General features: G+C 48.3%; 24 protein-coding genes and 2 pseudogenes. 24 read left to right on the top strand and 2 right to left on the bottom strand.

Features of this window, described 5'->3' with window-relative positions; genetic code table 11:
* Positions 1–46 precede the first annotated feature (46 nt).
* The 5 genes from R70331_RS32325 (at position 47) to R70331_RS18595 (ending at position 2,419) form a co-directional block, all read left to right on the top strand.
* Positions 47–172, top strand: coding sequence for a hypothetical protein (locus tag R70331_RS32325; RefSeq protein ID WP_269322197.1), 126 nt, complete (start codon positions 47–49; stop codon positions 170–172).
* Positions 173–188: 16 nt separating this feature from the next.
* Entirely contained in the window at positions 189–965 is a 777-nt protein-coding gene (locus R70331_RS30590) for a DUF8617 domain-containing protein (protein ID WP_052419112.1), read from the top strand.
* 77 nt (positions 966–1,042) lie between these two features.
* The gene (locus R70331_RS18605) at positions 1,043–1,426 is read left to right on the top strand and encodes a hypothetical protein (protein WP_042177806.1); all 384 of its coding nucleotides are present in this window, start codon (positions 1,043–1,045) and stop codon (positions 1,424–1,426) included.
* A 16-nt stretch (positions 1,427–1,442) separates the two neighbouring features.
* On the top strand, positions 1,443–1,937 hold the full coding sequence (locus R70331_RS18600; protein WP_231576313.1) for a DUF2691 family protein: 495 nt from the start codon (positions 1,443–1,445) through the stop codon (positions 1,935–1,937).
* A gap of 122 nt (positions 1,938–2,059) precedes the next feature.
* Positions 2,060–2,419, top strand: a complete 360-nt coding sequence (locus R70331_RS18595; RefSeq protein WP_042177803.1) for a hypothetical protein — start codon at positions 2,060–2,062, stop codon at positions 2,417–2,419.
* Positions 2,420–2,487: 68 nt separating this feature from the next.
* Here the strand turns inward: R70331_RS18595 and R70331_RS18590 are convergent, their stop codons facing one another.
* Both R70331_RS18590 and R70331_RS18585 read right to left on the bottom strand, forming a co-directional pair.
* The gene (locus tag R70331_RS18590) at positions 2,488–3,213 is read right to left on the bottom strand and encodes a hypothetical protein (protein WP_042177801.1); all 726 of its coding nucleotides are present in this window, start codon (positions 3,211–3,213) and stop codon (positions 2,488–2,490) included.
* Positions 3,210–3,932 carry an ATP-binding cassette domain-containing protein gene (locus tag R70331_RS18585; protein ID WP_052419111.1) on the bottom strand — a complete coding sequence of 241 codons (723 nt, stop codon included), beginning with the start codon at positions 3,930–3,932 and terminating at the stop codon, positions 3,210–3,212. The genes R70331_RS18590 and R70331_RS18585 overlap by 4 nt, the downstream gene beginning before the upstream one ends.
* Positions 3,933–4,220: 288 nt before the next feature.
* On the opposite strand from R70331_RS18585, the gene R70331_RS18580 reads away from it, so the two are divergent.
* From R70331_RS18580 to R70331_RS18490, 19 genes and pseudogenes are all read left to right on the top strand, one after another.
* Complete coding sequence (locus R70331_RS18580) at positions 4,221–4,892, top strand: GntR family transcriptional regulator (protein ID WP_042177798.1); 672 nt, start codon at positions 4,221–4,223, stop codon at positions 4,890–4,892.
* 33 nt (positions 4,893–4,925) lie between these two features.
* Positions 4,926–6,080 carry an amidohydrolase gene (locus tag R70331_RS18575; RefSeq protein ID WP_042177795.1) on the top strand — a complete coding sequence of 385 codons (1,155 nt, stop codon included), beginning with the start codon at positions 4,926–4,928 and terminating at the stop codon, positions 6,078–6,080.
* Positions 6,081–6,092: 12 nt separating this feature from the next.
* Positions 6,093–7,136: a methionine ABC transporter ATP-binding protein gene (locus tag R70331_RS18570; protein ID WP_042177793.1), complete on the top strand. Its 1,044-nt coding sequence runs from the start codon at positions 6,093–6,095 to the stop codon at positions 7,134–7,136.
* The gene (locus R70331_RS18565) at positions 7,111–7,770 is read left to right on the top strand and encodes a methionine ABC transporter permease (protein ID WP_042177790.1); all 660 of its coding nucleotides are present in this window, start codon (positions 7,111–7,113) and stop codon (positions 7,768–7,770) included. The genes R70331_RS18570 and R70331_RS18565 overlap by 26 nt, the downstream gene beginning before the upstream one ends.
* 31 nt (positions 7,771–7,801) lie before the next feature.
* Positions 7,802–8,821, top strand: coding sequence for a uroporphyrinogen decarboxylase family protein (locus tag R70331_RS18560; RefSeq protein WP_042177787.1), 1,020 nt, complete (start codon positions 7,802–7,804; stop codon positions 8,819–8,821).
* Positions 8,822–8,833: 12 nt separating this feature from the next.
* Positions 8,834–9,667 carry a MetQ/NlpA family ABC transporter substrate-binding protein gene (locus R70331_RS18555; RefSeq protein ID WP_042177784.1) on the top strand — a complete coding sequence of 278 codons (834 nt, stop codon included), beginning with the start codon at positions 8,834–8,836 and terminating at the stop codon, positions 9,665–9,667.
* 19 nt (positions 9,668–9,686) lie between these two features.
* Positions 9,687–10,496: a pyrroline-5-carboxylate reductase gene (gene proC / locus R70331_RS18550; protein WP_081947660.1), complete on the top strand. Its 810-nt coding sequence runs from the start codon at positions 9,687–9,689 to the stop codon at positions 10,494–10,496.
* Positions 10,496–11,260: a VOC family protein gene (locus R70331_RS18545; RefSeq protein ID WP_042177781.1), complete on the top strand. Its 765-nt coding sequence runs from the start codon at positions 10,496–10,498 to the stop codon at positions 11,258–11,260. Before proC ends, R70331_RS18545 begins: the two co-directional genes overlap by 1 nt.
* A gap of 545 nt (positions 11,261–11,805) precedes the next feature.
* Positions 11,806–12,066, top strand: a complete 261-nt coding sequence (locus tag R70331_RS18540) for a hypothetical protein (protein ID WP_042177779.1) — start codon at positions 11,806–11,808, stop codon at positions 12,064–12,066.
* 31 nt (positions 12,067–12,097) lie between these two features.
* Positions 12,098–12,435: pseudogene (locus R70331_RS18535) on the top strand (VOC family protein).
* Complete coding sequence (locus R70331_RS18530; protein WP_042177777.1) at positions 12,422–12,997, top strand: CPBP family intramembrane glutamic endopeptidase; 576 nt, start codon at positions 12,422–12,424, stop codon at positions 12,995–12,997. The pseudogene R70331_RS18535 and the gene R70331_RS18530 overlap by 14 nt, the downstream one beginning before the upstream one ends.
* Positions 12,998–13,144: 147 nt before the next feature.
* Positions 13,145–14,191 carry an ABC transporter substrate-binding protein gene (locus R70331_RS18525; protein ID WP_042177775.1) on the top strand — a complete coding sequence of 349 codons (1,047 nt, stop codon included), beginning with the start codon at positions 13,145–13,147 and terminating at the stop codon, positions 14,189–14,191.
* 1 nt (position 14,192) lies between these two features.
* Complete coding sequence (locus tag R70331_RS18520) at positions 14,193–14,975, top strand: (2Fe-2S)-binding protein (protein WP_042177773.1); 783 nt, start codon at positions 14,193–14,195, stop codon at positions 14,973–14,975.
* A gap of 39 nt (positions 14,976–15,014) precedes the next feature.
* A complete protein-coding gene (locus R70331_RS18515; protein WP_042177771.1) occupies positions 15,015–16,739 on the top strand; it encodes a helix-turn-helix domain-containing protein in 1,725 nt (574 codons plus the stop codon).
* 291 nt (positions 16,740–17,030) lie between these two features.
* A complete protein-coding gene (locus tag R70331_RS18510; protein WP_197071347.1) occupies positions 17,031–18,248 on the top strand; it encodes a glycoside hydrolase family 5 protein in 1,218 nt (405 codons plus the stop codon).
* Positions 18,249–18,630: 382 nt separating this feature from the next.
* A pseudogene (locus R70331_RS18505) lies at positions 18,631–20,513 on the top strand (carbohydrate-binding protein).
* 555 nt (positions 20,514–21,068) lie between these two features.
* A complete protein-coding gene (locus R70331_RS18500) occupies positions 21,069–22,658 on the top strand; it encodes a methyl-accepting chemotaxis protein (protein ID WP_042177768.1) in 1,590 nt (529 codons plus the stop codon).
* 15 nt (positions 22,659–22,673) lie between these two features.
* A complete protein-coding gene (locus tag R70331_RS18495) occupies positions 22,674–23,108 on the top strand; it encodes a chemotaxis protein CheW (protein ID WP_442950551.1) in 435 nt (144 codons plus the stop codon).
* A 16-nt stretch (positions 23,109–23,124) separates the two neighbouring features.
* Positions 23,125–25,113, top strand: a complete 1,989-nt coding sequence (locus tag R70331_RS18490; RefSeq protein ID WP_042177763.1) for a chemotaxis protein CheA — start codon at positions 23,125–23,127, stop codon at positions 25,111–25,113.
* Positions 25,114–25,264: the final 151 nt, after the last annotated feature.

The following is a 25,264-nucleotide window of genomic DNA, read 5'->3' as shown; positions in this document are numbered from 1 at the left end:
ATGGTATATGACTCTAAGCCGTTTCAACTGATAGAGGAGCGTAAAAGTGGAAATTATTCTTATAATTATTGTTGTCATTGGTTTATCTGGTCTGCTTGGGAATCAGAATAAGATGTTAAGAAAGATGGAAGGAATTGAAGAGATTCTTCGTGAGATAAGGGATAAAAAATAGAAAAGGAGCATACGTTATGGCGCATTTTAGGTGTAATTGTGGTGAATTGCTTGGGAATAGCGCTGTCCCTAACGATGTTGAAATATGCGTGTTTAAGAATGAAACTTGGATTAATGCAGTGAAGAACCATACAGAAATGATTTTTTTAGATGAGGACTATGATATCTGGAATTGTCCCTTATGCAGAAGAGTATATTCTTTTAAAACTAATAAAGTAGATAAGATGTTTTCGCTGGCAGAAGCTCGCATTGATCATTTTACCAGCTGTTTATGTGGAGAACGGACAAACTTTGCACATTACGTTGCGTATACTGATAGGGAAATGGATCAATACACTTCAGATGCTGATACTGCAAATGGATTACCCAATGCCCCTAGAGAATTATGGAGCTGCAACATTTGTAACAGGTTCTTCCTCAAAGAAACGCAGGGTACGTCAATTCAGGTATATCATGAAATCGATTTTAATCAAGATTATGAAGCAATGATGGTGGATGCGGGTCCCCAATGTATCTATTTAATACCTGATGGATTTGCCGGACCAGTTGAAATTATTTACGGACAGGAATCTCATCAATACATCAAAATGGTTGATGATCAATATGTATTTGAAATTCCCGTTACAGGCGTTCTGAAGATCTCTAATAAAGAACCGGATAATGGTTATGTGGAGAACGAATATTATTTTATTGATTGTAATGGAAATAGAATTACACGGGCAGAAGTAAGTAATCACATTATACAAGAAGAGGGTAACGGAACCATTAAGGAAAAGTTTACAGTGATGAGCTAATCGGGTGGTTCTCTACTTACTAGATTGAACTATTCGTTTGTACTAACAAACCCATCCAGAAAAGTGAGGCACCAACAATGACCATAACCCTGGCAGCAACCGTCTTTTCAATCCTGATTACCATAGTCATTCTGTTTCAGGCAGCACTGGCTGCAGGTATGCCTTGGGGAGAGTATGCAATGGGCGGAAAGTTTCCTGGAAGGCTTCCGGTTCCTTTGCGAGTGGCGTGCCTAATCCAGATTGTAATTCTTGCTCTGCTCGCGCTGATTGTACTAAGTAAAGCGGAGATGCTTTTGCCAAGCTGGCGGGAGCTTGCGGATGTGACGGTCTGGTTCGTAGTCGCTTTTTCCGTGATAGCTTCTGTTCTAAATCTTATTACCAAAAGCGTCCGGGAACGAAGAATCTGGGCGCCGGTTTCGATAGTAATGCTGATCAGCAGCCTTATAGTGACACTTGGATGATAGTGGAGGAGCATAAATGAATATTGCAAGTGATGCAGGAATGAAGAATAGGGGATTGACCTGTGAGATTCCGAATGAGCGCGGACGTTTCCTGGGCGAGCTGCTGCAACCGTTCGATACTGCTGCCTATGAATGGTATAACGGGGGTGAGGAGGCTTATTTCTGTAATGAAGGGAGCCTTACAGATCCGCTTTTCCCTAAACAGCTATTTGACATGGATGGTGCCGAGCTCAAAGATATTGTAGAAAATAATGAGTACTATGTCATTTTTGCCGACTTGAAGGCTTTTCCGAAGGGGACGAAGGTGGTCAATGTTCAGACGTACGATGAGTACATAGAAAGTGACTGTCAACTCGTACTGATCCTGGTGGATTGTGTGTATGCTGCGGTTTACTGCAAGGATCAGGACAAGCTGGCGGAGCTGTATTTGAATGCACAATCACAGGGCTACAGCAATGTGCAATACACGACCGATGAAAATGACTTCAGAACGGGGTTATCGGCCTGGTAGGGGTGCTGATTAATATTAGGTACAGGGAATCATAAATCACAGAAAAGGAAACTCTTTGCAATTATAATGTAAGCGTTATCTAAATGCTGCTATACATTATTACGCAAATGGAGGAATAGGACTTGAGATTACATAAAGTTTCCTTTAACCTGCTTGTGTTTATGGGGCTGTGCATTCAGTACGCTTTAATGCATCTTTTTTCGGCCGGAGAGATAATCGCGATTTCAACTGCGGAGCTGGTCATTTATATGCTGCTTACTTTTGCGGGGCTGGGCACCTTTTTCTCGCGCAGAAGACGTGCTCTGGCGCAGCAGGGCTGCGGATCGGTCGCTCTTTTTTTCACCGTGCTGTGGACCGTTTCCCTGTGCTCCCAGTTTCGTAAAGAAGCTTATCCGGAGGCGCTCACGCTGATCAACTCGTTCGGTGTATCTGCCGCCGGTCTGGTGCTGCTGACAGAGATTATTGTGCTGTTCAAGGTTTAGTGTTTGTGTATGAATATGCTCCTGCCTAATGGCGGGGGCTTTTTTGTATCTTTTGTACAGAGCAGCTATTATCTAAAAGAAAGAATCACAGCTTCATTGCTTAATCTCTTCTTCAATACATGCTGAACTAAGGCACACAGTATGGTGAGCAAAAGCAGGCTTGAACCGATAGTCCAGATAACGGCGCTGCGGCCGGGAATAAACCCCAGTTTATTAATGAGTGTTCCGGTCAGCGTTGCTGCAAATACGAACAGCACAGAACCAACAGACAAAATAGCACGAATCCGCTCAGGCGTTGTGGACAACATAGACACCAGCGTCATTACACTCGTTACACAGCGGGTGAACAGCAGAAAAGTGATTGCAAAATAGACAAAGGCTGTACTGAAATAAAGCTCCTGCAGGTTCTCCCGCTTCATAATTAAAGCGTATCCCATAATGAGAATATTAAGAATCACAATAGGCCCTATGCACAGCAAATGGGAGGACAGGCTGTAGATCGAGGTAAGGCGATGAACCTCCAGCTTGTTGGCGAGGTAATATTCGCAGCGTCCGGTACTCTTTTCCGAGATGACAATCAGGCCAACCGTTAACATATTTAGCAGAAAATAGACTGATATATTCAAGATGAGCAGCGTATAGGCCAAGGGATATCCAGCTGAATCAGATCTGCCGTAGGATATCTGTATAACCGACTGGAGTGGAACGAGCAGTACAATTACAGCCATACTCAGATAAGAGGGACTGCGCATTACATCTTTTAGGTTAAGCCGGTTAACCGGATGAAGGTTCATGATCTAAGTTCCTCCAGTGTGTCAAAAAATCGTTTTTCCAAATCCCCGTCAAAAGTCGCGTTATTGATAACCTCAGCGTTACACCCGTCTACCAGAATAGTAATCCAGTCACTGACCTTCCGGACCTCCGCCAGATCATGGGATGTGATGACGATCGTTTTGCCTTCGGCTTTTAGCTGCTGAAGCACACCCCGTATGACCATTCTGGACTCCTGATCAACGCCGGACGTTAATTCATCCAGTATCAGAATATCTGTACCCCGCAGTAATGTTATCAGCAGGGAGAGCTTCCGCTTCATACCCTTGGAATAGTTGGCGACCTTGCGGCCCAGTGCGGAGTTCAGCTGCAGCAGCCCGGCATACCGGGTAACGGCGGATTCTACCTGTGCCGAGTCTACTCCAAGGTAGATCCCGAAATCCCGCAGGTTGTCTATGCCGGTCTTGGCTTCAAATAAGTAGTCATTTTCCAAAAGGACCGATACCGCCTGCTCATCAACACCGTAACGGATGTAACCCTGATCTAACGGCAAAAGCCTGGTGATCAGGCGCAGGAGGGTTGTTTTGCCGGCACCGTTAGGGCCGATAATGGCGTAGATGCTATTAAACGGGATATGAAAGGAAACGTTTTTGATAATTTTGGTGCCGAGGAGTGTTTTACTTACACCATCTACGTTGATAGCGTATTTGCCAGCATGTGCGAAATCCTGCTTGTATACCATTCTAGTGAGCTCCTAATGTTTGGATTTGGGTATTAGGAATAACATAGCTAGTATATTAATAAGGTTCGTAACAGGGTTATGATATAAGGCACTTTCTATCACCTATAAATCATACTTGACTAGTGTGAATAATAGGTTTATAGTATGAAAAAAGCTTGAAAAAAGAGAAAACTTTCCAAACGAGAACAGTCAGTTACTCCGTTAAAGCACTAAAATAATAATTGTATACAATTATACAATTATATTTAATGATATCAAGTACATTTTCACATAGGGAGCATCAGAGGTATGGAGATTCGATCACGAAGGCTGTCAAAGGATAATACCTACTATGCATTGAAGCAAAAAATCATTAACAACGAGCTGGAGCCGGGTCAGGCGGTCAATGAAGAAAGCCTGTCGGCAATGCTTGGAGTCAGCCGGACTCCCTTACGAGAAGCGATTCAGAGACTGGAGAACGAGGATTTTCTCGTCCGCCAGCCCAACGGCAGGTTGAAGGTAGCTCCGTTATCGCTTAAAGAGGTTGAAGAGATTTTTCAGATCCGCAGCATGCTGGAAGGCCATATCGCCAGAAGCGCAGCGAAGAATGCCACCGATAAAGATATTCAGAAGCTGACCGTGATGATGACACAGATCAAGCAATCCTTTCAGCTCGGCGAGAAACAGGATTTTGTCTCCTACGGCTTTGAATTCCATGATTATCTGTCGGAAATAAGCGGGCTAATGACCTTTGAAAAGGTGCTGAACCAGCTTAGAGACCGCTCGCTCCGTTATTGCCGTTATGTCTCCCTGCACGGGGACTGGAATACGCAGGCGGATGAAGAGCATAACGACATCCTGCAGATGATCGCGGACAGAAATGAAGACGGTGCAGAGCAAGCGATGCGGGAGCATATTTTGAACAGTCTGGCTACGGCACTTGAGCGGATGAGCGGGATTGAAGCTGAGGTCAATGCATAAGCCTCTGCCAACTGAAAGGGGAGTTATGAACCTATGAATCTTACCTATAAGAATGATCAGGAGCTGGAGGGCGAATTAATCGGGGTGCGGAGAAATCTGCACCGGGAGCCCGAGCTGGCCTATGAAGAGTTCAGAACAACAGAGAAGCTGCGGGCCTGGCTGACAGCTGCTCACATACCTATTCTAGACCTGCCTTTAGCAACCGGACTGATTGCGGAAATCGGTAACGGCGCCGGGCCAATTGTTGCTATACGCTGTGATATTGATGCACTGCCGATCGAGGAGCAGACTGGCTTGCCGTATGCCTCAGAAATACCGGGAAAAATGCATGCCTGCGGCCATGACTTCCACACCGCTGTTATATTGGGAGCTGCACTGCTGCTGAAGGCCCGTGAGGATGAATTGCCGGGACGGGTCAGAATCTTGTTCCAGCCGGCGGAAGAGACAGGCCACGGGGCGGAAAGTGTACTGGAATCCGGAGGTCTGAATGACGTAGCTGCCATATTCGGGCTGCATAATTCACCGGAGCTGCCTACAGGAACGTTTGGAACAAGATCAGGACCATTGACGGCAGGCGTAGACCGGTTCGAGATCAAGATAAAAGGGGTTGGCGCCCATGCCGCTACACCGGAAAAAGGGGTAGACACTATTGTAACTGCGGCGCAGATCATTACGATGCTGCAGACGGTAGTAAGCCGCCAGAGCAGCGCAATCGAGCCGGTTGTGTTAAGTGTTACCAGAATTAACGGTGGCTTCACATGGAACGTAATTCCTGAGCTGGTTGAACTGGAAGGTACAGTGCGCACTTACAATGAGGAGATCCGCCGCCAGATTCCGCTCCAGATGACGCGTATCATCGAAGGCATTGCGGCAGCAGCCGGCGCTGAGGCGAAACTGCTCTGGTATCCGGGGCCGCCGGCAACAGTGAACCATGCAGAATGGGCTGATTTTACGAAGCAGGTCGCTTCGGATACAGGATATAAGGTTGAGGATATTGCGCTGCAGATGGGCGGAGAGGATTTCGCACTGTATCTGCAGCAGATTCCCGGCGCATTTGTTAATATCGGAGCAGGTCCGGGCTATGCGCTGCATCACCCGCAGTTTGATGTAGATGAGGCGGCAATCCTGCCTGCAGCTAAATATTTTGCGGCGTTGGCAGAACAGGCACTGGAGAAGCTGCAAGCATAAGGGGGAATGAACATGATTGAAATAAGAAATGTGCACAAAACATTCACCCGGAAAGGGATCGCGATTGAAGCCCTGAAGGGAATCAGCCTGAAGGTTGAAAAGGGCGACATCTTCGGCGTTATCGGCTATAGCGGAGCCGGCAAAAGCACGCTAATCCGCTTGGTCAATTACCTGGAGCGGCCAACTGAAGGCCAGGTGCTGGTCGATGGATATGATCTTGGGGCTTACAGCGTTAAAGAGCTGCGTGCAGCCAAAAAAAATATCGGCATGATCTTTCAGCATTTCAACCTGCTGGAATCCAAGAAGGTGTTCGATAACGTTGCGATCCCGCTTGTCCTGCTGAACAAGAGCAAAGAGGAGATCCGTAAGCGGGTAACGGAGCTGCTGGAATTCGTTGGATTAAGCGACAAGGCCGGAAGCTACCCGAATGAATTATCCGGCGGACAGAAGCAGCGTGTGGGAATTGCCAGAGCGCTTGCCTCCAATCCGTCCATTCTCCTCTGTGACGAAGCAACCTCTGCCCTGGACCCGCAGACCACCCGTTCGATTCTGCAGCTGCTGAAGCGGGTCAATGCGGAATACAACATTACCGTGATGATCATTACTCATGAAATGTCGGTCATCCAGGAGATTTGCAACAAGGTGGCAGTGATGGAAGAGGGACGGATCATCGAGCAGGGCAGCGTCCTGGATGTGTTCGGGCATCCGCAGCATCCGACCACGCAAAATTTTGTGAAAACCGTCATTCAAAATACCATAACACCTAGTGTACAAAAATCCATAAAAACCGGAACCGGCAGCCGGATCTGTAAGCTGAATTTTGTCGGAGCCACCACCACTGAACCGCTGCTCTATGAGATGATCCGTGCGAACGAGGTTAAGGTCAACATTTTATTCGCGAATACAACAGAGATTCAGGAGAAGACACTCGGAACTGTGATTATTCAGCTGGATGGTGAGGGAGCAGAGATGAACAAGGCAGTCTCGTTCCTGAAAAGCAATGGAGTAGACGTAGAGGAGGTGGACCCGCATGTTCTCAACCACAGTAACCGGTGAGCAGTTTTTAACGGCTTTTATTGAAACCATTCAAATGGTAGGTGTGTCCCTGTTTTTCGGTTCCCTGCTGGGGGTTCCTATCGGGATATTGCTCGTAATCACCCGTCCGGGCGGAATATTGGAGAACAAGGCAGCCTATACCCTGCTTAATCCGGTCATTAATATCGTACGCTCGCTGCCTTTTATCATCCTGCTGGTGGCCATTATTCCGCTAACAAGAGCAATTGTTTCTACTTCGATTGGGACAGCTGCTGCAATTGTACCGCTGATCATCTACATCGCTCCTTACATCGGACGGCTGGTTGAGAACTCCCTGCTTGAAGTGAACCCGGGAATACTCGAAGCAGCGGAGTCCATGGGCTCTACCCCGTTTCAGGTGATCTGGCATTTCCTGCTGCCCGAGGCGTTCGCATCCCTGATTCTGTCGTTAACGACGGCAACGATCGGTCTGATCGGGGCAACGGCAATGGCCGGAACGGTCGGCGGCGGCGGGGTCGGCGATTTGGCCATCGTCTACGGGTACCAGCGGTTTGACACCGTAGTCGTGGTAGCCACAGTTATTATCCTTATCATTCTGGTACAGGGCATTCAGTCTTTGGGCAACACACTGGCGCGCAAAATTCGCCGTCACTAAACACTACATATAACATGGGGGTAGCCGGCACATGAGTAATTGGAGTAAGCAGGACCGTTTCAGAGCCTTATTATCCGGAGAGCGGGCAGATCGTCCGATTGTCAGCGGATGGCGCCATTTTATCGATAAGGAACAGACCGCAGAGGACTTGGCGGCAACGACCATTTCCTTCACGAAGCAATATGATTGGGACTGGGTCAAAATCAATCCGAGAGCAACCTATCTGGCTGAAGCGTGGGGTAACCAGTATGATTTTGCAGATTATCAGACTGTATTCCCCCGGCAAAAAACAACCGTAATTCCGGCAGCAGAGAACCTGTGGGAGCTTGAAGTGAAGAAAGCGGCGGACACGGCTGTGTTCCAGGAGCACTTGGAGGCCGTTAAGCAGATACGCCTGGGATTACCAGATACGCCGCTGATTCAGACGATATTCTCACCACTGACAGTGCTGCTGTTTATCGTAGGCCGCTCTGCTTATGTAACCAAGACGGTGTTTGGCATCGAGCAGCCGGTGACACTGGAATCACTGTTCAAAGAGCACCGGGCGGCGGCGCATCATGCACTGCATGTGATCTCATTAACTCTGGCCGATTATGTAAAAGAGCTGCAGCACGCGGGTTCCGACGGCTTGTTCTACGCAGTGACTGGTACAGCGCATCCTGGTTTGTTCGATGAAGCGATGTTCGATGAGCTGTCCAGACCTTATGATTCCATCGTACTGGAAGCTGCCAGCTACGGCAAAAACATCCTGCATACCTGCGGAGCCTATTCACAGCCGGAGAAATTCAACGATTACCGGATCGACGGCATCAGCTGGGATACCGTTGCCGAAGGCAATCCGGGTCTCGGAGCCAATCTGAAAGCAACCAAAGTAGGCGGAGTCGATCATGGCCTGTTCGCCGTAAACGATATACCGCAGATCAGGCAGCAGGCTAAAGATGCTTTGACTTTGATGAAGGACCAGCCGTTTATTCTCTCGCCAAACTGTGCGATCCCCCTGAACGTAACAGATGAGGCGTTAGTACAATTTAAAAACATAGTATTGGAATAGGAGATGAAGGTAATGAAGAAATTATTATTGGTTATGCTGATCGGGGTTATGGCGGTGCTGACAGCCTGCGGCAATAAGGAAGCGGAGAGCGGAGGAGAAGACAAGAAGGAAATCACCGTCGGATTTGGTGTAGGAACCTATGAAGAGCAATTCCGCCAGTCAATTCTGCCAATTCTGGAGGAGCAGGGCTACAAGGTGGATATCAAAACCTTCTCACAGAACATGCAGGTCAACCCGGCAATGAAGGAAGGCTCGATTGACGCAAGTATTTTCCAGAGTACAGCTTACATGGAAGCTATTAATGAAGAAATCGGTGCAGACATGACGGGAATTGCTTATGTTCCGGGAGCTCCGCAGGGCCTGTATTCCGTAAATCATACGACGCTGGATGATGTAAAAGACGGTACAACGGTTGCTGTTCCGAATGACCCGGTTAACCAGGAGCGCGCGCTGCGCATTTTGGAGGAGCTGGGCTGGATCAAAATCAAGGAAGGCGCCGGTGTAGCCGACTTCAACATCAACAGCATGGAGCCGGACAAATTCAATATCGATATCAAAATTCTCGACCCGGCACAGATTCTGGTTTCCCTGCAGGATGTGGACTACGGTGTAGTTAATGGTAACTACATTGCCAACTCGCCGGACAGAAAGATTACGGATGCGCTGAAAATCGAGAACACGCCTATGCAGCACAGAATTATTGTGTCGGTTAACAAAAAGGATGAGAACACCCAGTGGGCCAAGGATCTGAAGGCGGCTTATGAGTCACCGGCGTTCGAGGAATACATCAAGGGACTTGAGAAATATGACGGCTTCATTCTGCCGGAAGCATGGGATAACAACTAAGATAAGGAAGTGGATATAAGTGGCACAGAAGCAGATTCATTTTATCGGCGGCGGACAGATGGCGGAAGCCATGATCCGCGCTTGTATCGCTAATCGTACCCTGTCGGCGGAAGAGATCAGTGTAACTGATGTAAATGAAGCGCGCCTTCAGCTGCTGAGTGACAAGTATAAGGTAAATACGGGCAGTTCACAGGAGCATGGCCTGTCTGCAGCTTCCATTATTGTGATTGCCGTTCGTCCGCAAGATGATCTGGCTGTACTTGGCCAGCTTGTACAGCAGCATGCTGCACCTGCTGCTACAATCGTTTCGATTGTGGCAGGGGTGACGATTGCGCAGCTTGGCGGTTATTTTGGAGCAGAACGCCCGATAGTCCGGGTCATTCCTAACACCTTGACGGATACAGGCTACGGCTATAGCGGTGTTGCCTTGAATAGTCATGCTGCGCGGGATCAGGTGGAGGAATTCCTGCTCGGCTTCGGCAAGGTTCAATATCTGGATGAGGGCTATATCGATATCTTCACCGGTTACGGTGTGGCCGGACCGAACTATATCTATTATTTCATTGAATCCCTTGTAGATGCTGGTGTGCTGGCAGGACTTCCGCGGGAGCAGGCGTGGAATGTAGCACTGGAGAACATGCTGGGTGCAGTTGCGATGCTGCGGCAGACCGGCCTGCATCCGCGGCAGCTGCTTGATATTAACAATTCACCGGGCGGAGTCGGCATGCACGGCTTGTACGAGCTGAATAACAGTGACTTCGCAGCCGGACTGCAGCGCAGCGTACTTGCTGCCGTTAAGCGGACCACTGAGCTGGGAGTGAAGAAATAATGGCTACCATCACCTGGGATCACCTGGTGCATTATGTAAACGATCTGGATCAGCCGGTCGAAAGCTTCCGCGAGCATGGACTGGTTGCCTTCAGAGGGGGCGCTCATAAAGCGTGGGGAACCTATAATTCCTTGAGCTACTTCGGGCTCACCTACATTGAGTTCCTCGGCATTGAGAATCTGGAGCTGGCGAAGGCCACAGAGCACAATGTCGTAGTGCGGGATGCGGTACAGCTTCTCCCTGAGCATGAAGCCTTAAGCAGAGTTGTGCTGCGGACGGACGATATTGATGCCATAGCTGCTTCCCTGCATACTGCGGGCTTGTCCTTATCTCCGATCATTGACGGCAAACGGCTGGATAACGCCGGCAGACTAATTGAGTGGCGGATGATGACAATTGACGGTGATTTTGCAGGACTCGCCTATCCGTTTATCATCCAGTGGAATGGAACTGATGAGGAGCGGCTTGATAATATGACGGCCTCCGGCATCATTCAGCCTCACCCAGCAGGAGCAGTCGAGATCGTGAGCGCGGTATTCCGCGTCTCCGATCCGGCCGCGGCCGCCAGCCATTGGAGCACATTATTCGGACTTCCGGTTACAGAGTCTGAGGGGGGCAAATTCAGCCTGAAGGCTGGAGCGCAGTCGTTTGATTTTGTGCAGGGGGACGAGAACGAGTTCAAACAGGTTATTTTTGCAGCAGAGTCAGCAGCATTGAAAGGTAAGACCATTCGGGTGGGCGAAGGTGAATATGTATTCACCTGATCACAGCTGATCGGAATAGGGAGGGCCTCTGGACTAAGTTCCGGGGGCTTTTTTGCGCAGACAGAAAGTGTTAGAAGGAAAATGTAATAGAAATGAAACGAAATTCCATAATTTGTTCTATATAATGGCATAGATGGATGGTGGTCATAGGTATGATGCGGATTGTGGTTATGATGCTGCAGTGGGAGGTTATTTCTAGTTTATATTAATTACCTTAGGCGTGCTGGAAGTAGTTTAAGTGTAGTTTGTACATCTATATCTGGTGAAAATCGGGTGTGGGCAGACTTAAGTGTATTCGGTGCAACTAAAATAGGAGATTTGGCGTAATTCCACCCTTTTCTGGAGAAATAAGTGTATGGAATACATCTAAATGCTGATTTGGCGGAAATATAGGTGTTTTAGATGTATAGAGTGCAGTTAAGTTGATTGACAGGTAAGAGAATAACAAACTCGCAGCTCCACCACCAGGTACTGTAGAGATGTATGGCTCAGGCGCTCATATCAATCGCATTTATATAGAAGAAAAGATGAAAGGAGTGTAATAAATGACGGGCCAAGTCTATATCGAATATAGGCGTTTAAGTTATTATGCAGTAGAGTGCGAGAACAAGGAGTTCTCGGTACTAGTAGTCCATCGTGGACTGTTATCATTAAAGGATAAGCTGACGGGTGAGCTTGACTTGCCTGGAGAAAAGCAGGTTTACAATGAGACGACGAAGGAAGAATTGCATGTGTCCGTTCTAACAATCCATTTTACCCGTGCGGAGGCAAAGAGATATATTGTGGATGCGGTGAAAGGGAGATAGTTTAACTGTATAAACGAAAGGAGCACCAAACATGAATATCCAGGGAATCAACCACTTTTGCTTGTCCGTCGCAGATTTGGAGCGGTCTATTACCTTTTACTCGGAAGTGTGCGGGACCGGGATAATCGGACATACACACATATCGCTTTTACCATTGATAAAGCTGACTATGAGACCCTGCTGAATAAGCTGAAGGAGCTGCATGTTGAGGTGCTGCCCGGGCGGGCAAGAGATGCCAGAGACAAGGACTCTATCTACTTTTATGATCTGGATGGACATCTGTTTGAGTTTCATACGGGTACCTTGCAGGACTGGCTGGACTATTACCGTGATGATAAGGAGCATATGATTTTTTATGAAGGAAGTTAAGCTAAAAGAGGCTACGCTCGTATTCAGTTCATTTTCGTTTATTTGCGCTGCCGTTCTGTTTGCCCTTACTGTCTATGACGTAATCACGCTTCAAGATTTGCTGTCTTTTGCCGGACCGTCAACAATAGTATGGGGCACCATCACATCTTCACTCGGCCTGCTATTGTTCGGGATCATTCTTACCCTTATCACTCCTGCTAAGAACATAGATGATACGAATAAAAGCTATCAAAACCACACGGTACCCGTTATTCTTGCTTTTATGCTTGTCGGAGCTTTATTTGAGGAGCTGCTGTTCAGGGGCATTGTTCAAAATTTGCTTTTCGTTTATACGGGGAACCAATGGGCTGCCATTATCATTACAGCTTTGCTGTTTGTAGGGATTCATGTCCAATATTATAAGAAACCGCTGATGCTGATCAATATTGCTGTTCCGGGCCTCGTTTTTGGCTGGGTCTATGCGCAGACGGGTAATTTGCTTGTTCCGTTTGTGGCGCATTTTATGATGAACGCAGGTATAACCTTATTATTCAAATACAATGTAATCCGGCTGAAAAGATAGCTTGATGCGTTCCTGAAGTGACAAATGTCGCAATAATCCGGCTGCAATGTCGCAAAAGTACATGGAACCGGTGTGTAAAGGTAGAGTATACTCAACCTTATAAATCTGATAATGAAAATCATTATCATATAAATAGGGGGAGTCAGCATGAACAGAGCAACAAAGAGGCAGTCATCATCACTATTAATGGTATGGATGCTGGCGCTGGTACTGGTACTTACGGCTTGCGGTACTAATGGAGGGAACGCAAATACGGGTAATGCTGCACAGGCAACTGCTGCCGCGTCGGCCGAGCCGTCACCGGCACCCGAAACGCAGGCTTCGGCAACACCGGAGGCACAGGCTGCTGCCTTCCCGGTTACCATCACTCATATGAAGGGCGACTATACACTGACTGAGAAGCCGAAGGTGATTGCCGCGCTGGATGTGAAATTCGTCGATCAATTGGTAGCGCTCGGCGAGCAGCCTGCAGGCAGTGTGGTTGCCGGAGCAAAGGGAGCCACGTTTCCGGAGTATCTGATGGATCAGCTGAACGATGTACAGGTCCTTGGTACACGGGATGAGCCTAATCTGGAGGCAATTGTAGCGCTGAAGCCGGATCTGATTCTGATGACCGACTTCCAGGAAGAGGCGTATGAGAGTGTCAGCAAAATAGCGCCAACAATCGTGCTCGACTTCTACGAGGACTGGAGGGATACGCTGGCGACTATCGGTAAAATAACAGGTAAGCAGGCTGAGGCAGTGGCTGTGCAGCAGGCTTACGAGGACAAAATTGTCGGTCTGCGGGAGCAGCTGGCAGCGAAGCTTGGTGATGATACGGTAGCGCTGATTCGTCCGAGACCGGAAGGGATTCGCGTGCACGGCCCGGAGCACCGGACAGGCAGCATTTTGTATGAGGATTTGGGATTGAACGCTCCTGCATTTGTTACAGCGATTACAGAGGACACTTCCGTTGAAATTTCTATGGAGACTGTTGCTGATATCGGTGCGGACCGCTATTTCCTGCTGTCGGATGATCTGTTTGCCAAAGATGCAGCGGAGCTGGCGAATAGCCCGGTCTGGAAGTCAATGGATGCAGTCAAAAACAACCGTGCCTACGACGTAAATGCAACACTCTGGATCGCTTATTATGGCCCGATTGCCATTAACATTATTGTCGATCAGGCTGCGGAAGCACTTCTGGGAGCGAATTAATATGGACAGCTATCTGTCGTCTGCCTCCTGGAAGCAAATGACGGAAGATTACAGTATACTGCCCGGCGAACCGCCTGCAGACAGCGTCCGTACGATTGCCTTGAGCCAGCTGCTTGACGAAGCTGCATGCCGTGATTATATTAGTTGGCTCAAAGACTATATCGGTGCGCCGGATACGCAGGTTGCCGCTTCTATGCTTGCCAAACGTATCGGCTATCTGTGGATTGCTCCGCTGCTGTCGGCGATGACCTTTCATAACCGTAAAGTCTCATTTTCTATGGATAAAAGCTTCCTCTATCATCCGGATTTATCTGCCGGTCAAGGAGATACTCGGTTCCCGTTTCTGGCTTTAGGCGGGCTGCTGACAGCGGCTGCACCGCTGGATAACAACAGGGCAGTATGGCGTGAAGAGGCGGTTAAGGAGATTTTTGCGGTACACCTTGCTCCGCTGCTGCAGACTCTTTCCGCTGTCGGCCCTGTCTCCATGGCGATACTCTGGGAGAATATTATGGTGCGCATTGCTCCGCTGTATGCTCCCGGAACAGAAGAATCCGGGCAAGAACAGCAGCGGATGCGTGAGGATTTTACTTATCTGACCCGGATTGCGCCGGGACACGCATTTAACATGAGACGTAATCCGTTTACCCGGTTTACAGAGAATAACGGCAGGATTCAGGTTGCGAGGCGCAAACGCAGCACCTGCTGCTTTTATTACCGGATGTCCGGAGAATATTGTGTAAAGTGTCCGAAGATTGACAATGAGAATGAATCTCAATTAAAATGACAAAGAGCAACAGGATGCTATTGTCAGGAGATGAGAGAGATGCCGCTGCAGGACCAGGCAAGTATATGGAGTGATCTGGCAATCAAAACGCTTGACGTGAGCAGCGGTACTGTACCGCCGGGCGGCGTTCTGAGCAATAAAGACCTGACTGCCAATCTGCTGCTGCTGGCAGGAGGGGGGCAGGGAAGGCTTGTGATGAACGGCGGGGATTGCCGTATCCAGGCCTTTTTTGCCTGCCATGCTGATAAAGGCTCAGCCTTTACTCTGACTGCCGGAGCAGAAAGCATTCATTATACCGTTATTACCTATAAAGCTGTCCAAATGGCGGGAGCTGCCCAGACACGGCTCCCGCAGCGTAATCACCCGCTATACACTTCTTTTGTTCACTTTCTGGAGCCTCAGGCAGGACTGCATCAGACGGCAGAAGAAATTGAAGCCAAATGGAGCAGGGGCGAAGGACTGGAGCGATTTCATGTTAATGCTCTGCTGCAAGGCATGCTGTACGAGCTGATAATGGAGGTTGAGCGCGGCCGCGGCGGCGCCGGTCCGGATATGGTGGATGTAGTAACTGCCTATATCGCGGGACATTATCGCCGGGAGCTGGAGCTTAAGGAGCTGGCTGCGCTTGCCGGCTGCAGTGCAAGGCAGCTGCAGCGGCGGTTCAAGCAGGAGAAGCTGATCGGACCGATGGAATATGTGATCCGGCTGCGGATGGAGAGCGCACAGCGGATGCTGCGCCACACCGATGCTCCGATCAGTGAAATCGCTGAAAGAACAGGCTATCGCGACATGTACTACTTCAGCCGGGCCTTTAAGAAATATTTCGGTGTGCCTCCGCAGCTGTACCGGCGCACTGCCACTTATGGAGCCGGGGCGCTTCCGGTATACAGCGGGCTGAGTGAACGTTGTGCTTCCTCATATGAGTCACTGCAAGGCCCGGTAATCCGCCATATGCGGGGCGAATATGGGTTCACCGTTGCTCCAAGGCGCATCGCTGTGCTCGATGTGCAGTATGCCGACCATCTTCTGGCCCTGGATGTGACTCCGGCAGGAAGTGTCGGCACGGGCAGCAGTGCTTCACTTCAATTCCCCCAGTATATAAGGGACAGGCTTAAGACCACACAAATGACCGGAAGCTATGAGCACCCGGACCTGGAAGCGGTTGGACGGCTGCAGCCTGAACTTATAGTCTGTACAGAGGTGCACGCCCTTCATTATGAACGGTTAAGCCGGATTGCTCCAACCCTGATGTTCAGACGGAATGAGAGCTGGCAGACGATATTACGCCTGTTCGGCATTATGACGGATAAGCAGGCGAGGGCTGAGGCCATTATTGCGGATTATCACCGCCGGACAGCATTGCTGTCAGGTGAGCTGGCAGAAGTGCTGGCCGGTCAAAGTGTGGCTCTGATCCGTCCGCGCGAGTCACTGGTACGGGTTCACACCGCTTCGCACCGCACAGGTGCTGTGCTGTACCGGGATCTGGGGCTGCCTGCTCCGCTGTTTGTGGCAGATACCTCCGATACGGCTTACCATATTCCGGTTGACAGACTGCCGGCGGTGCATGCGGATCACTATTTTTTGCTCAGCAGCGAGCCGTTACAGGATGAGATATCTGCGACAGAGCAGAGTGCCCGGGTTATGCTTCATGCAGACGAGCAGCCGCAGATTTATGCGGTGGATGCCGCTACCTGGATCGGGTGCTACGGACCGACGGGAATCAATTATATCGTGGACCAGGTGGAGGGTGTGTTGCTGGCCTGATTGGAATAAGCGATGTGAAAGTATAGCTTCTCTTAATCGAATGGCAAAAAGCTCTTGTGGATTCACAAGGGCTTTTTGCTGCGGATTATCCCATTGCTCTAGTCTATTATTTTTTTTAAAAAATATACTATAATTTCCAAATATATGTTATTCTGATGGTGGCATCCGGTTTATTGCGCTATAGAAACCAGTTCTATGGGAGGGGGACTCGGATTTTTTTGCGGTCTAATCATTTGGTTTTTTGATAGCGTTTGCATGATGCATAACCACAAATGAAACGGAGGTTTTGACATGCTGGCCAAAATGAAAAAATGCGGGTTTTACGGATTGTCTCTACTCTTGCTGGCTTCGGCTGCTGTGACCGGATGGAGTGCAAAGGCAACTGCAGCTACCCCTATTACCTCAGATTTCAGATCCCTGTCGTCTTCACAAATCGTCAGCGAAATGGGCGCCGGATGGAATCTGGGCAATCAGCTTGAAGCTTCCAATAACGGTACACCGAGCGAAACGGCGTGGGGTAATCCCGTTGTCACCCAGGAACTGATCAAGAAGGTGAAGGCTGCGGGCTTCAAAACGATTCGCATCCCCGTCTCATACCTGAGTCACATTGGAAGCGCACCTAACTATACGATAAATACGACTTGGCTGAACCGGGTGAAGACGGTTGTCGATTATGCTTATAACGAAGGGCTGTACGTGGTCATTAATATTCACGGGGACGGATACAATTCCGTTCAGGGCGGCTGGCTGCTGGTGAACAGCGGCAATCAGACAGCCATCAAAGAGAAATACAAGCTTGTGTGGCAGCAGATTGCCAATAAGTTTGTTGGCTATGACGAACGGCTTATTTTTGAGTCGATGAACGAGGTGTTTGACGGCAATTACGGCAATCCGAATGCGGCTTACTACGCCAACCTGAATGCTTACAATCAAATCTTCGTGGATACGGTCAGACAAACCAGCGGCAACAATAGCGCAAGATGGCTGCTGATTCCGGGCTGGAATACGAATATCGACTACACTGCCGGCAATTACGGCTTTGTTCTGCCAACCGATACGTATCGTTCCTCCACCATCCCAAGCTCGGAGAAAAGAATTATGATTTCAGCACACTACTATTCCCCGTGGGATTTTGCCGGAGAGGAATCAGGGAACATTACGCAGTGGGGAGCCTCGGCGACGAACCCGTCGAAGAAATCGTCCTGGGGTCAGGAGGATTACCTGAATTCACAGCTCCAGGCGATGTACAATACATTTGTGACCCAAGGGTATCCGGTTGTGCTCGGCGAGTTCGGTTCTATTGATAAAACGGCCTATGACTCCAGCAATAATGTGTACCGTGCAGCATTTGCCAAAGCCGTAACAGCAGCAGCGAAGAAATACAGCGCAGTGCCGGTCTACTGGGACAATGGTTATAACGGCCAGCATGGCTTTGGCCTGTTCAACCGTACGAATAACACGGTAACGCAGCAAGGGATTATCAATGCTATTATGCAGGGTATGCAATAAACCGTAGAATGAAAATGATATAAAAACGGCGCAGTCCTGTAATGGGAGTGCGCCGTTTTCTGTTCGGTTAGATTTGTTTTTTATCTGATCAAATAAGCGGTCTGCGCGGCAAGAAGAACTATGTCGTTCCTAAGCGTTCATACCTGTGACAGCAGAGAAGATTAAGTGACTTTTGTATGAATGGAAGGGGACAAGTCAAAAAATGAAACAGTTTGAATAAAAAATTCTATTGTTTTGAAGAGATGATCATAATAAAATGATTTTTAATAACAAAATTTAGTAAAAATGGAACAAGAATAGAATAAGGAGGAAAACGGTTTTGAATAAATGAAGGCGGCAACAAAGTGAGCTGCAGGAAAATTTAAAATGGAAGGTACACGGTATGTTTAAAAAGTTTGCGTTGCTGGCTCTAGGGTTTACTTTACTATTGAGCACATTACCAATGGCTGCTGCCCATGCGGCTAACAGTCCAATTGTTAAGACTCCAGGGAATTAAAATCCGCTGATTGACCATAAGCTGGGGGCAGATCCTTTTGCCATGACCTATGACGGCAGAGTGTATATGTATATGACAGCAGATCAGTACCTATATAACAGTGACGGGTCTGTAAGAGAGAATCAGTACAGCACGATCAATAAATTAAATGTTATCTCTTCAGCGACATGGTGAAACTGGACAGACCACGGCTCCATTCAGGTAGCGGGCAGCAGCGGCATTGCCAAATGGGCAACCCAGTCCTGGGCACCATCAGCCGCTCACAAGACCATTAACGGCAAGGAGAAATTCTTCCTGTATTTTGCTAACAGCGCCGGCGGGATTGGAGTACTGTCTGCTGACTCTCCGATAGGCCCGTGGACAGATCCTATCGGCAAGGCGCTGATTAATTCCAGTACCCCTGGAATGTCTGGAGTGACCTGGCTGTTTGATCCTGCTGTATTAGTAGATGATGATGGTACAGCTTATCTGTATTGCGGGGGTGGCCTGCCGAGCAATACAGACCTTGTGGTTGTTGCCAATCCGAAGACAGCCAGAGTCATTAAGCTTGGTGCGGATATGACCAGCATTGTCGGAAGTGCGGTCCTTATTGATGCCCCTTATATGTTTGAAGACTCGGGCATCCATAAATACAACGGTAAATATTATTATTCCTATTGCTTCAACTTCTCACTTACCCATCCGGCAGCTTATCCGGCTGGAGAGATCGGCTACATGGTAAGTGACAGCCCGATGGGCCCTTTTACTTTTACAGGCAAGTTCCTCAAGAATCCAAGCTCCTTCTTCGGGGTGGGCGGGAACAACCATCACGCCGTATTCAATTTCAATAATCAATGGTATGTAGCATATCACGCACAGACTGTAGCCAAGGCCCAGCTGGGAGAAGGCAAGGGGTATCGTTCAACGCATATTAACAAGCTGGTACATAATGCAGATGGAACCATTCAGGAGGTACAAGGGAATCTGACCGGAGTGGCCCAGATAGCCAATCTTAATCCGTACATCAGAACAGAGGCTGAGACCATTGCCTGGAATGCTGGCATCAGCACTGAGCCTACCCAGGCAACAGGCGGACCGGTCAGCAATATGAATGTTACTAATATTCACAATGGAGATTGGATTGCAGTAGGCAATGCAGACTTTGGTTCCGGAGGCGCGCAATCCTTCAAGGCAAATGTCGCGTCTATGGTTGGCGGCAAGATTGAAATACGTCTGGACAGTACTACGGGGCCGCTTGCGGGCACTCTGAATGTAAGTCCGACCGGCGGAGTACAGACATGGACTGAAGTAGAAACCACGGTTAGTAACGCAACTGGCGTGCATAACGTTTACTTCGTATTTACGGGCACCGGCACCGGCAACCTGTTTAATTTTGATTACTGGAAGTTCTCCGCAAATGCGGCTTCTACCGGAACCAAAGTTGAGGCGGAGGACATGACGATTAGCGGTACTTATGCAGGGAAGATTACTACCCCGTTCAGCGGGGTTGCGTTGTACGCGAATAATGATGCTGCTTCGTTCAATCAGTATTATGCTAACAGCACTCATAACTTCTCTGTCTGCGGAGCATCGAATAATTCCGCCACAGCCAGAGTCGACCTGCAAATTGGCGGAACCACTGTGGGCTCCTTCTACTTCACCGGAACAACCCCGAGTGTTCAGACGTTATCCAATGTTCCGTACGCAACGGGCAATCAGGTAGTTAAGCTCAAGTGACTACTGACAATGGGACTTGGGACGCTTATATTGACTACTTGGAGATGAATTAATAAGGTCAGACGACAAACATTGCGGATATCGTATCCGGCTCCCGGAGGCAGTATTCGCTGTTTACGGGAAGGCTCATGTTACCATACCATGGTTCCTCCTGCTGTGGACTATTGCAATAACTTGATAGGAGCCGGTGTGATCAAATCACTCCGGCTTTTTCTCATACAAGCGAGTGAGGAATTGACGACATTCATTCGGAAAAAACCGAATAGGTATCGTCTTTTTGCTACGTCAGGAAGCTGGTCTGTTATGCCTATTTATCCTGCAGTGTGAGTCTGTGTTTTTATTTTGCAAGGTTGTTTTTTTGCGTATATGCAAAGTGATTTGAAATAATGCAGTTCATTAGTCTTATAATCACTATGCCAAAGGAACTGGTGTGTATTATTTTGAATGCACATATTACGAATTTTGAATTTCGACTATTCAAAATTGAATGAAACATGTCGAAATATCTCCTATGCCGTCCGGCAAACAGAGGAAGGGAGACTCATACATAATACATAACAAGGTAAGGAAGCCAAACACTAAGCTAACATCAACAGGAGGGTTCATTTATGAAATGGTACGGTAATATGAAAACCGCAACAAAGATCATCTCCGCATTCCTCATTGTTTCTTTAATATTGGCAGGCCTGGGTGTGTATTCAATTAAGACCATGAGAACGATGAATGGAATCAGTGATTCAATGTATGGAAATAACTTGTTTTCTGTAAAAGAATTATCTGCCGCACAAATTAGCTATCAAAGAATTAGAGTGAATCTGCGCGACATGGCCTCAGCAACTGCTGCGTCGGATAAAGAAAGATTTAAGAATCAAATTGCAAATCTTAAAGTTGAATTCGACGATCATGTCGACAATTACAGACCGGTTGCCTATACGCAGAGCGAGACTGAGCTGCTCAGAACATTAGATACCGAATATCAAAAATATCTGCTCGCATTTGAAGAAGCAATGCAATTGGGCCAACAAGGAAAACTTGAGGTATTCAACCAATTCGTCCAAAGTACACTGCGATCACAAGGCGATATTGTAATTCAGAATCTGGATGCTCTGATTGCGATCAATGTGTCTCTTGCAGATGAAGCTAATAATGTTTCTAATAGTTCATATAGTAAATCGTTGATGATTACAATCACGGTTGTGGTGGGGGCTATTCTATTGAGCATTCTTATCGGTTACTGGATTGCAAGGTCGATATCCAAACCGCTACTGCAAATGCTGAATCTTGCTTCTGAGGTAGCCGGCGGCAACCTGACCCTCAAATCTGATATTACAACTAAGGATGAAGTGGGGCAACTCGCGGGGGCACTAAACCTTATGGTGGACAATCTTAAGAAACTAATCAACAGCATCGTGCTTAATTCGCAGAGTGTAGCCGCGTCATCCCAGGAAATTTCGGCGAGCACTCAGGAGATTGCCAGTACCAGTTCGAACCAGTCCTCTGAGGCCAATAATATATCTGAACTGTTCAAGGAGCTATCGCTTGCCATTAATTCTGTAGCGGCTAGTGCTGAAGAAGCAGCGGAACTGTCCAATGATACGGTCAAGACTGCACGCGAAGGCGGTTATGTAGTCGAAAATTCACTTAAGGGTATGAAGGCCGTCAGCCATAAAATGGATCAGCTTGAAGACGATTCACGTAAAATCGGCAATATCATCGAAGTGATTGACGATATTGCCGAGCAGACGAATCTGCTCGCACTGAATGCTGCTATTGAAGCGGCAAGAGCGGGGGAACAAGGCCGAGGCTTCGCTGTGGTAGCCGATGAGGTTCGCAAGCTTGCGGAGCGCAGCAGCGATGCAACGAAAGAGATTACGGCCATTATTAAAGCGATGCAGGAAAATACGAAGCAGAGTGTGCGGGCCGTGTCAGACAGTGTGGAGCAGTCCTCTAAGACAGGCGAAGCTTTTGAACATATTATCCAAATGGTGAATAACTCTGCACAAAAAGTCAACGAGATTGCTGCAGCTTGTGAGGAAGAAGCAGCGCAGGCAGGCGAAGTAATGAGTTCAGTGGAATCGATTTCGGCTTCCAGTGAGGAATCAGCTGCAGCTTCTGAAGAGACGGCGGCGACTTGCCAATCACTGGCTCAGCTCTCGGAAGAGCTAGCCCAATCGGCTGCGGCATTCCGCACCCACTAAATATACAGACTGAAGGTGAACCTATTGACTTCGCAGCAAAAGGATCAATATATTGAGCTGGCTGTAGGGGCCGAGACCTGTGCCATCCGCATTGAAGAGATCCACGAGATCATTAAAATGTTAAGTATTACGGATATTCCATTTAGCCGCTTTGGAGTCAAGGGCGTGATGAATCTGCGCGGCAAAGTGGTATGTGTAATGTGCCTGAGGAGCTTGCTGGGCATGGCAGATGAACCGTATACCAAAGCTACACGGATTATTGTAGTGCGCTACCGTGAAGAATTTGTGGGTCTGATTGTGGACAAGGTTAATAAAGTGACCACATACGATGAAATTCATCCGCCTGCGGGCGGACATGGACGTAACTTGGATGGCGTCTTCTTTGGTGTCGGCCTGCGCGGCGATGAACTCATAGGCATTCTGAAGTTAGATGGAATACTAGGCGGCTAAGGAGGAGGACTATTAGATGATGGACTTATCGGCCTACCGCGATATCTTTATAGAAGAATTGAATGACCAGCTAGAACGGATGGACCAGTCTTTACTGAATTTGGAGAATGCTCCTTCAGCTGAGCAGATTCAGATCCTTTTCAGGGCAGCACATACGATTAAAGGCTCCGCCGCAACGATGAATTTTCGCGAAATGAGTGATCTGACCCATGAAGTGGAATATGCACTGGAGTGGGTCCGTGAGAAAAAGCCGGAGATTAGCCCGCTTCTCATTGATACGCTATTCCGGTCCCTGGATGCAATGAAGCTCCTGCGTAATCAGTATATTGACGGTTCAACGTTTGCGGATTGCCGGGGAGTGGTTGCAGAGATTCAGGCGCTGATTCGTAAACCGCCTGCAATGAAGCTACTGCCCTTACCGGTGCTGAGTGCGTCCGAAATCCGGAAGGCGGAAGAAGCAAGTGCTTCTGGACAGAAGCTGCTGGCTATTCAAATCATCATAAGGCAGGATTGCCAGATGAAAGCGGCAAGATACCATATTCTTCATAAGCAGATAGAGGAGCAGTGTGGCGAGATTATTACTACCGGACTGTCTCCAGTCTCTGCAGAAGGGGATAGTGATGACCGCTACCGCAGATTTGCTGTAATTACGGCTACAGTTAAAGAATTGGTGGAAGTGAAGGCCTGGCTTGAAGGGGATCTGGATGTGGAACTGCTGGAAATCCAGCCATTCCTGACAACCGTAGCTGTTAAGACAGAGGATTCTAAAGGGATGGTTGAAGTCGCAGTTCCTTCCCGGCTGACTGAGCAAGTGGATGATCGGGGCAAGGTGAACCAGCCTACAGTTCGCGTAAATGTGGAACGGCTTGATTACCTGATGAACCTAGTAGGTGAGCTGCTGATTGACCAGACTTCATTGTCCGATCTAAATGCTTTGGGACGGCGCGGCGACCCGTCTAAGGTGCTGGAGAGCATCAGTGAGGTGTCAGATCACATGGGCGGAGTAATCAGAGAATTACAAGATGGAGTGATGAAGACTCGAATGCTGCCGATTGATCAGCTGTTCAGTCGCTTCCCGCGGCTTATCAGAGATTTGTCGCAGAAGCTGGGTAAGGAGATGGAACTGGTTGTACAAGGCGGAGAAACTGAATTGGACCGGATGATTATTGAAGAGCTGAGCGATCCGCTCATTCATTTGATCCGTAATAGTGCAGATCATGGCCTGGAAAGCCCGGAAGAAAGGGCAGCATTAGGTAAACCCGCAAAGGGGAGAATCACGTTAACCTCCTTCCACGAGGAGAATCATGTAGTGATTCAATTTGAAGATGACGGGAAAGGCATAGACGGCAACAAAATCAAAGCCAGTGCTCTGGACAAAGGATTAATTACTGCGGAACAGGCGGCCCATATGAATGAGCAGGAAGCGGTTCACCTGATTTTCGAGCCGGGGTTCTCAACGGCTTCCCAAGTTAGTGAGGTGTCTGGGCGCGGTGTGGGCATGGATATTGTGCGCAGCCAGATCGGGCGTCTGAACGGGATGATTGACATTGACACTACCGTCTCTAAGGGAACCTGCTTTACCATTCGGCTTCCGCTTACCCTGGCCATTATCAAAGGATTGCTCGTTAAGGTCTCCGGCAGGGTTCTGATTATACCGATGTATAATGTTGTCGAAATCGTTCGTATCTCGCCGGATGACATTCAGACGATCCACGGTGGACATGCCATTATGAATCATGGGCGAATTGTACCGTTCTCCTGGTTGAGGGATAAGTTACAATATCCCCGGATGGAGCGCAAGTCCAAGACCATTTCACTCGTTATTGTCCGCTCGGTAGACAAGAGTGCAGCCTTTGCCGTAGACGAAATCATCGGTAACCAGGAAGTGGTCATTAAGACATTAGGTACTTATCTTGGCGCCATGAACCATCTCTCTGGAGCAACGATTCTCGGAAATGGCCAAGTAGCCGTTATTCTGGATGCTTCATACTTAGTAAATCATTAGTTAGGATATTCGAAGCAATTGAACAGGCCCCTGTGATTATCACAAGAGCTTGTTTGGCTGTGCAGAATCTTACTAAACCCTCTTTTGAAGTGACAGAAAACCAATAATATGGTAGGGTAATTGCATTATGTCTAATGACGAATAGCAAAAC

It is taken from the genome of Paenibacillus sp. FSL R7-0331 (genome assembly GCF_000758645.1).
GTDB classification, from domain to species: domain Bacteria; phylum Bacillota; class Bacilli; order Paenibacillales; family Paenibacillaceae; genus Paenibacillus_AQ; species Paenibacillus_AQ camerounensis.
The sequence above is the reverse complement of the archived record's forward strand: the minus strand, read 5'-3'. Positions and strand labels throughout refer to the sequence as shown.

What these genes read in the sequence shown, in the direction of transcription:
- R70331_RS18590 (WP_042177801.1), bottom strand. Translation starts at nt 3,213, where the DNA reads ATGAACCTTCATCCGGTTAACCGGCTTAACCTAAAAGATGTAATGCGC.
- R70331_RS18575 (WP_042177795.1), top strand. Translation starts at nt 4,926, where the DNA reads ATGAATCTTACCTATAAGAATGATCAGGAGCTGGAGGGCGAATTAATC.
- R70331_RS18520 (WP_042177773.1), top strand. Translation starts at nt 14,193, where the DNA reads ATGGACAGCTATCTGTCGTCTGCCTCCTGGAAGCAAATGACGGAAGAT.
- R70331_RS18515 (WP_042177771.1), top strand. Translation starts at nt 15,015, where the DNA reads ATGCCGCTGCAGGACCAGGCAAGTATATGGAGTGATCTGGCAATCAAA.
- R70331_RS18510 (WP_197071347.1), top strand. Translation starts at nt 17,031, where the DNA reads ATGCTGGCCAAAATGAAAAAATGCGGGTTTTACGGATTGTCTCTACTC.
- R70331_RS18500 (WP_042177768.1), top strand. Translation starts at nt 21,069, where the DNA reads ATGAAATGGTACGGTAATATGAAAACCGCAACAAAGATCATCTCCGCA.
- R70331_RS18525 (WP_042177775.1), top strand. Translation starts at nt 13,145, where the DNA reads ATGAACAGAGCAACAAAGAGGCAGTCATCATCACTATTAATGGTATGG.
- R70331_RS18565 (WP_042177790.1), top strand. Translation starts at nt 7,111, where the DNA reads ATGTTCTCAACCACAGTAACCGGTGAGCAGTTTTTAACGGCTTTTATT.
- R70331_RS18580 (WP_042177798.1), top strand. Translation starts at nt 4,221, where the DNA reads ATGGAGATTCGATCACGAAGGCTGTCAAAGGATAATACCTACTATGCA.
- R70331_RS18585 (WP_052419111.1), bottom strand. Translation starts at nt 3,932, where the DNA reads ATGGTATACAAGCAGGATTTCGCACATGCTGGCAAATACGCTATCAAC.
- R70331_RS18560 (WP_042177787.1), top strand. Translation starts at nt 7,802, where the DNA reads ATGAGTAATTGGAGTAAGCAGGACCGTTTCAGAGCCTTATTATCCGGA.
- R70331_RS18605 (WP_042177806.1), top strand. Translation starts at nt 1,043, where the DNA reads ATGACCATAACCCTGGCAGCAACCGTCTTTTCAATCCTGATTACCATA.
- R70331_RS18540 (WP_042177779.1), top strand. Translation starts at nt 11,806, where the DNA reads ATGACGGGCCAAGTCTATATCGAATATAGGCGTTTAAGTTATTATGCA.
- R70331_RS18545 (WP_042177781.1), top strand. Translation starts at nt 10,496, where the DNA reads ATGGCTACCATCACCTGGGATCACCTGGTGCATTATGTAAACGATCTG.
- R70331_RS18600 (WP_231576313.1), top strand. Translation starts at nt 1,443, where the DNA reads ATGAATATTGCAAGTGATGCAGGAATGAAGAATAGGGGATTGACCTGT.
- R70331_RS18555 (WP_042177784.1), top strand. Translation starts at nt 8,834, where the DNA reads ATGAAGAAATTATTATTGGTTATGCTGATCGGGGTTATGGCGGTGCTG.
- R70331_RS18570 (WP_042177793.1), top strand. Translation starts at nt 6,093, where the DNA reads ATGATTGAAATAAGAAATGTGCACAAAACATTCACCCGGAAAGGGATC.
- R70331_RS18530 (WP_042177777.1), top strand. Translation starts at nt 12,422, where the DNA reads ATGAAGGAAGTTAAGCTAAAAGAGGCTACGCTCGTATTCAGTTCATTT.
- R70331_RS18490 (WP_042177763.1), top strand. Translation starts at nt 23,125, where the DNA reads ATGATGGACTTATCGGCCTACCGCGATATCTTTATAGAAGAATTGAAT.
- R70331_RS30590 (WP_052419112.1), top strand. Translation starts at nt 189, where the DNA reads ATGGCGCATTTTAGGTGTAATTGTGGTGAATTGCTTGGGAATAGCGCT.